Genomic DNA, 6,175 nt, shown 5'->3' with positions numbered 1-6,175 from the left:
ACTCTAAATGGACAGGGAGGGCAGGTAAGACTGGTTCGCCAGCACAGCCCGTTGAGCTGTCAAGAATCACCGCTCCTTCAGGACGGTGAGTATGTCAACAATGGCTTACCATCCTTGGCAATGATGAAGGATTTGCCCTTAGCAGCCTGAGCAACCAAGTGGGACAACTGAGCCTCGGCCTCGTGGATGTCGAATATCTGCATAGTGTGCTCCTAATCTGAGTGTCCGTGTCAAAACACAGCGGTCTGTGTGGGTGCGGTAAATTCCCGGTGTGTCAACCAAAGAGGTCGTCAATCCAAGTCAGTGCCTCTTCATCGGAAACTGAGTCGGCTAGGACTATTTCTTCATCATCCGTGGGTTCAAGGGTGATGGGGAGTTCGTCGCTGGGCGTGGGGTTGGGTTCGGGCATGGTTAAAGGTCAGCCAGTGCTTGTTTAAATCCCAGGACCACCAGGATGTTGGCAAGGGTCAACAGGGACTCGGCGGGTCCGTGGAGCCAATCCACATTAGAGAGTGACTGATCCAAGACCACCTTACAGTACAGCCCCACCGGGATCGTGACAAAGACAAAGACCAAGGTGAAGTAGAAGCCATACAGAGCAAGCCGGGGCATCTTACCGGAGCGCGTGATGAAGTACAGAAACCCCAGATACGGAAATAGACTCAAAGCAAACAGACTCTCAGCAGGCATGGGCAAGAGGATACAATGACTCTAGTTTAGCGGCAGGGTTAGAGCTTTCGGAGGAACTGGACCAAGGCTGACTTCAACAGTTCCGGCTGGTCGAGCATGATGAAATGACGGCTATTGGGGATGGTCTGTAACGCTAGCTTGGGGGTGCCTGCGTAAGCGTTTTATGCGAGAGTGTTGGCATCTATGTAAGTCATTCCGAGCGGTGAAATTTATTTTGAGTGGGGGTTAAAACATGAAACATTTGCTTTTCCAAAGTTGCAAAAGTACAGAGAAATACTCTGTCTCAATTAGGACGACTATATCTACCCCCAGTTTGAGTTTGAGAAAGTTTACTACGCGGCCGGCTCTCAGGTAGCATAAGGTCTCTGTCCACTAATTTGGGGCAAGGTCAGGGAGACAACGGTAAAATAAATCGGTTTAGGGCGCACAGCTTATGGTTATGGAAGTTTTCTGGCTAAAATAACTCAAGACTGGTGAAAACATAAATGTTGCTGACAGAAGATGGCAATCAAGAGGCGATGAAGACAGCAAAAGTTTCATTTCCTAACCTCCACGATTGGCAATTCTAGAATGAAGCTGAGGATGAATCTTTGGTTTTTCGATGTGGGGTCAATTTGTCCTGGACCCTGAAGAATTTATAGCAAGTAGATTTTTTATAACACTCTATATCTATCAAGAGCGATGGCACGGGAGCCTAACGATAGGCCAATATGCCTACTTACGGTCAAGTACGGAAGAAGGAGACTCCTATTTGATAAACACAGAATTGCGTGACTCTCTAGAGACGGCGATTGCAGTACTCAAAATGGAAATCGTGAAACTCTTTACGGCATTGTCAGGTTAAGCGAAATGGCAACTAGATACAGGTTTTTGGCAAGGCACTATCATGTTTAGCCAAGCAACCAGAACAAACCAGCCCCCAGCAGAGCACCCAAGGCCGTATTCAAAACGTTAACTGCCTCGTTACTGAGATACCCTGCCTGTTGGAGCGTCGCCCCGATTAAGCTCTCCGCCGTAGTTGCCAGGGTTGCGGCAAGAACTACGAAGGGTATGGCTGACCAAGGTACTAATGCTAACCCCGCCCCTAGAGCCGCCAGGACCAAACCCGCGCCCACACCGGCTAGTGTCCCCTCCAAGCTCACTGCCCCCTCAGTCCCGGCTGGAACCGGACGTAGCGTTGTAATCAGATAGGTAGTCTGACCATAAGCTTTACCAATTTCGCTCGCGGTTGTATCGCTGAGTTTAGTCGCCAGACTACTGACATAGCCCATTAACCATAGAGGATGGGGATTAAGGATGTAGCCCAAGGTACACACCGCCGCTACTGCCGCCGACCCCCAGACATTCGCCGGACCCCGCGCCCCGTCCCTAGCTTCTGCAATCCCCTGGGCCGCTTTACGCGCAAACCCCACCCGCGTAACGAGTGAACCAACCACAAAATAAAAGAAAATTACCGCATATCCCTGTTCACCTAATCCCCCCCAAACCAGAACCCCCAAGGCCCAACTGTGTAAAATCCCCAGGGGTGTCAGTAGCTTCACGCGACTGAAATAGGCAAGACCCGCTAACAGCGTATTGACGCCTACCGCCCACAACCAAGGATTCATTCAATTGCTGCAAGATACGGGACTTCTAATAAATAAGCTCCCGAGCTAAACCGTACCGCCCAATAGTTACCAGGATTGCGTCCGAGGAGCACGCCCTCTTCTCCCACAGTTAAGACGGAGGCGGGCCGGAGCATCGGCATCGTCTCAGCCGTCTTGACGTAGGGCGGGAGTTGCACCAAGCGCACCTTCTGGCCCACGGTGAACTCAGTCATGCTCCTGACCAGCCAACCACAACAATAAATTTCGCATATAGCGGTGAGTATCTTGCAGAGCAGTAGGTTCAGTCTGCATCGTTTCCCCCACTGGCTCATCCACGAAACTTGGCGCACCCTGCTTAGCATCCCAGTTGTAATCACAGAAATGGTGGAAGGTTGAAGCCGCTACCCCCCGGCCCAGCACTTGCCCGGTCTTAGTGGTGTGCCGTTCAAAGGCTACCGCCAAGTTAAACTTACGTCCCGTCACCAAGCTCGTGCCCTGAGCAATAACCTGGGCCTGAGTTTCACCAGTAGGCACGCCCACCGCGCCTTCGTGGGGATGGGCCGGGAAATAGTGAATCATGCCATCACTGCGTTCTGGGTTCACAAGCAACGGGTGAAACGGTTCCTGGGGGAGAATTTCTTGAAAATCACCATTGCGCCCCGAGTGATAGTTGGGCCAAGAAATATAGGTCGTGTAGGGATCATCAATCCGATGGCGGCTCGTGTCTGGGTCTGGATTATGGGAGTGGAAGAAATGCGCCGCCCCAAGATCCGGTAATGCACACAATGAACATCCCAGGTCCATATGGTCTCGGGCCGTGAGGATGCCCTTGCCCTGTTCGCGAAACTGCGTCAACCCCGCGAGGTCCGCCGGAGAGAGTCCATCCCCCACATCCACGGCAAAGAGCCAAACTTGGTCAAACTCAGTTTGGTCTAGCGTACTCAATACCGGATCATTCCCCAAGCTATCGGCCTCGCGGTCACGGGCTATTACCACACAGAGCGGTTGGCCCTCAGTGTTTTTCAGGGAAGCCAAATATTGATGGAGTAAGGAGAACCGCGCGATGTTCCAGTCATCCGTCACGGTCGGGATCGTGGTCTGGAGTAACACTTGGATTGGACGCATGACTCTTCTCAATGCCTGACTCTTAGCATAGGCCATAAAAAAATCCCCCACTTGAGCAGGGGATTAATTTTTGAGCTTTGTAATTAACGGAACATTGTCTCACCCGTCTTGCGGTCAATCCCTCTCTCGAAGCCAGCGTAGGCAGCGCGAGCACGACCAGCGTGCCACAGGTGGCCCACCAGCAGGAAGAAACCGAGCAAGAAGTGCGAACCTGACAACCAAGTGCGGGGGCTGACGTAGTTAATCGTGTTGATTTCCGTCGCCACGCCACCAACTGAGTTCAGAGAACCAATGGGCGCGTGGGTCATGAACTCAGCAGCACGGCGGATCTGCCAAGGTTGGGCCTCGGTGGAGAGTTTCTCAATCGAGTAACCCGTACCATCAGTAACGACCCGACCCGGACTTGTGGAGTCCGGCACAAAGCTACGGAAAGGCTCTAGGTGCGGACTCTTGGTCGCCCAGAAACGCATGGATTCACCACCAAAAATGATCGTCCCGGAGGGCGAACGCATCAGGTATTTACCCAGACCTGTCGGACCCTGGGCAGAACCGATGTCTACCCCCAACCGTAAGTCACGTTGCATGAATGTGAAGTCTTGACCCTGAGCCGCCTCAGAGTTGGTGGGTCCATAGAACTCGGAGGGATAGGCGGTGTTATTGAACCACACATAGGCCGAGGCAATGAAACCCATCAGGGATAAAGCCCCCAAAGAATAGGACAGGTAAGCTTCACCGGACCAGACCAAGGCGCGTTCGGCCCAACGGAAGGGCTTGGACACAATGTGCCAAATCCCGCCAAGGATACAGATGAACCCGATGAAGATGTGACCACCAATGATGTCTTCGAGGTTATCCACCGAGATAATCGAGCCTTCGCCCCCAAAAGGAGACTTAAGCAGATAACCAAAGATCACAGTCGGGTCTAGGGTCGGGTTGGTGATGACCCGGACGGCACCACCGTTCACTTGGGTCAGACCCTGAGGGGTGGGCTGGTACTGGGCAATGATTGAACCATCGGAGAGGACCTTGGCCCAGGGATCGTAGACCCCACCGAGCCAAGCTGCCTTGATCACCAAGAGCAATGCACCCAATCCCAAAAGGATCAAGTGAATACCAATGATCGTGGTCATTTTATTCTTGTCCTTCCAGTCGTAACCGAAGAACCCGGTCAGGACATCAGGACCCCAGATCGAGTGGTAAATGCCACCCAGACCCAAAACCAAGGAAGAGATGATGTGCAGCACCCCGACTACAAAGTAGGGCCAAGTATCCGTTACCACACCGCCAATCATCGAACCGCCGCCCCAACCCAGGGTGGCTAGGTGGGGGAGCAGGATCAGGCCCTGCTCGTACATGGGCTTGGCGGGTTCGTAGTGTGCCAGTTCAAACAGGGTCATGGCCCCTGCCCAGAACACAATTAGACCGCCGTGGGCAACGTGAGCACCAAGAAGCTTACCGGAGAGGTTGATTAAACGGGCATTACCCGCCCACCAAGCAAAGTCTTCTTGCTGCCCACGCATCGTCTGGGCATCAAACGTTGTATCAAAGCGCGTTACCACGGGGCAATACCTCCTCAGGGAATTCGAGACCTGCGTGCGGTTGGTCAGTAGGACCCATCCAGGCGCGGATGCCTTCATTGATCAGGATGTTAGCAGTGTACAGGGTCTCAAATTCAGGGTCTTGAGCAGCCCGCACTTCCTGAGAAACAAACTCGTAGGCCCGGAGGTTCAACGCCACCCCGACGATACCGATGGAAGCCATCCACAACCCAGTTACGGGCACGAACAGCATAAAGAAGTGCAGCCAACGCTTGTTAGAGAAGGCAATCCCGAAGATTTGGCTCCAGAAACGGTTTGCCAAGAGCATCGAGTAAGTTTCTTCTTCCTGCGTAGGATCGAAGGCTTTGAAAGTATTGGCACCCTTGCCATCTTCAAAAAGGGTGTTTTCTACAGTGGCTCCGTGGATGGCACAGAGCAAGGCCCCGCCCAGCACGCCAGCAACACCCATCATGTGAAAGGGGTTGAGGGTCCAGTTATGGAAACCTTGGAAGAAGAGGAGGAAGCGGAAGATCCCGTTGACCCCATAGCTCGGACCGAAGAACCAGGAGTGCTGGCCCAAGGGGTACAACAAGAAGACCGACACAAATACAGCAATAGGAGCCGAGAAAGCAATAGCGTTGTAAGGACGAATACCAATTAGGCGCGAGATCTCAAACTGACGCAGCATGAAACCAATTAGGGCTAGCGCACCGTGGAACGAAATAAACGTCCACAACCCACCTAGTTGGCACCAGCGAGTGAAGTCGCCCTGAGCTTCAGGACCCCACAGCAGGATCAAGGAGTGACCCATGGCATCTGCTGGGGAGCTTACGGCGGAAGTCAGGAAGTTAGCACCTTCTAGATAGGAGCTAGCCAAACCGTGGCTATACCAGCTCGTCACGAAGGTGGTCCCGGTCATCCAGCCGCCCACAGCCATGTAAGCGGTGGGGAAGAAAAGTAGACCCGACCAACCGATAAACACAAAACGGTCCTTCTTCAGCCAGTCGTCAAGGCTGTCAAACCAGCCCTGCCGCTGTTCTTGTCTTCCTACTGCGATGGTCATGCTTTATCTCCAAGTATGAAATTTGTTCTTTGAAAATGGGTGAGACCCAGTTGGACCCCACCCCCATTCAAACCTTAACCAGCCACCTTGACTTGCTCACCCGAGGCCAAGTCCAGGGGGAAGTTGTGCGCGTTTCGCTCGTGCATCACTTCCATACCCAGGTTCGCCCGGTT

8 protein-coding genes are annotated in these 6,175 nt (G+C 53.1%); all 8 read right to left on the bottom strand.

The features are described from left to right. Nucleotides 1-77 precede the first annotated feature (77 nt). Nucleotides 78-203 carry a type II toxin-antitoxin system Phd/YefM family antitoxin gene (locus HFM78_RS12070; RefSeq protein ID WP_287129698.1) on the bottom strand — a complete coding sequence of 42 codons (126 nt, stop codon included), beginning with the start codon at nucleotides 201-203 and terminating at the stop codon, nucleotides 78-80. A gap of 71 nt (nucleotides 204-274) precedes the next feature. Next, complete coding sequence (locus tag HFM78_RS12065) at nucleotides 275-409, bottom strand: hypothetical protein (protein WP_287129697.1); 135 nt, start codon at nucleotides 407-409, stop codon at nucleotides 275-277. 2 nt (nucleotides 410-411) lie between these two features. Beyond that, a complete protein-coding gene (locus HFM78_RS12060; RefSeq protein WP_287129696.1) occupies nucleotides 412-690 on the bottom strand; it encodes a DUF3593 domain-containing protein in 279 nt (92 codons plus the stop codon). Nucleotides 691-1,580: 890 nt separating this feature from the next. Continuing rightward, nucleotides 1,581-2,297, bottom strand: a complete 717-nt coding sequence (locus HFM78_RS12055; RefSeq protein WP_287129695.1) for a TIGR00297 family protein — start codon at nucleotides 2,295-2,297, stop codon at nucleotides 1,581-1,583. Then, nucleotides 2,294-2,509 carry a regulatory protein SipA gene (gene sipA, locus HFM78_RS12050; protein WP_287129694.1) on the bottom strand — a complete coding sequence of 72 codons (216 nt, stop codon included), beginning with the start codon at nucleotides 2,507-2,509 and terminating at the stop codon, nucleotides 2,294-2,296. Before sipA ends, HFM78_RS12055 begins: the two co-directional genes overlap by 4 nt. Beyond that, nucleotides 2,502-3,401 carry a hypothetical protein gene (locus tag HFM78_RS12045; RefSeq protein ID WP_287129693.1) on the bottom strand — a complete coding sequence of 300 codons (900 nt, stop codon included), beginning with the start codon at nucleotides 3,399-3,401 and terminating at the stop codon, nucleotides 2,502-2,504. The genes sipA and HFM78_RS12045 overlap by 8 nt, the downstream gene beginning before the upstream one ends. 83 nt (nucleotides 3,402-3,484) lie before the next feature. Next, complete coding sequence (psbC, locus tag HFM78_RS12040; RefSeq protein WP_315861889.1) at nucleotides 3,485-4,921, bottom strand: photosystem II reaction center protein CP43; 1,437 nt, start codon at nucleotides 4,919-4,921, stop codon at nucleotides 3,485-3,487. A 22-nt stretch (nucleotides 4,922-4,943) separates the two neighbouring features. Further along, the gene (gene psbD, locus HFM78_RS12035; protein ID WP_287129691.1) at nucleotides 4,944-6,002 is read right to left on the bottom strand and encodes a photosystem II D2 protein (photosystem q(a) protein); all 1,059 of its coding nucleotides are present in this window, start codon (nucleotides 6,000-6,002) and stop codon (nucleotides 4,944-4,946) included. Nucleotides 6,003-6,175 lie beyond the last annotated feature (173 nt).

Source organism: Candidatus Cyanaurora vandensis, assembly GCF_013285555.1.
GTDB classification, from domain to species: domain Bacteria; phylum Cyanobacteriota; class Cyanobacteriia; order Gloeobacterales; family Anthocerotibacteraceae; genus Cyanaurora; species Cyanaurora vandensis.
Note: the sequence above shows the minus strand (reverse complement) of the source record. Positions and strands in the feature narration are given on the sequence as shown.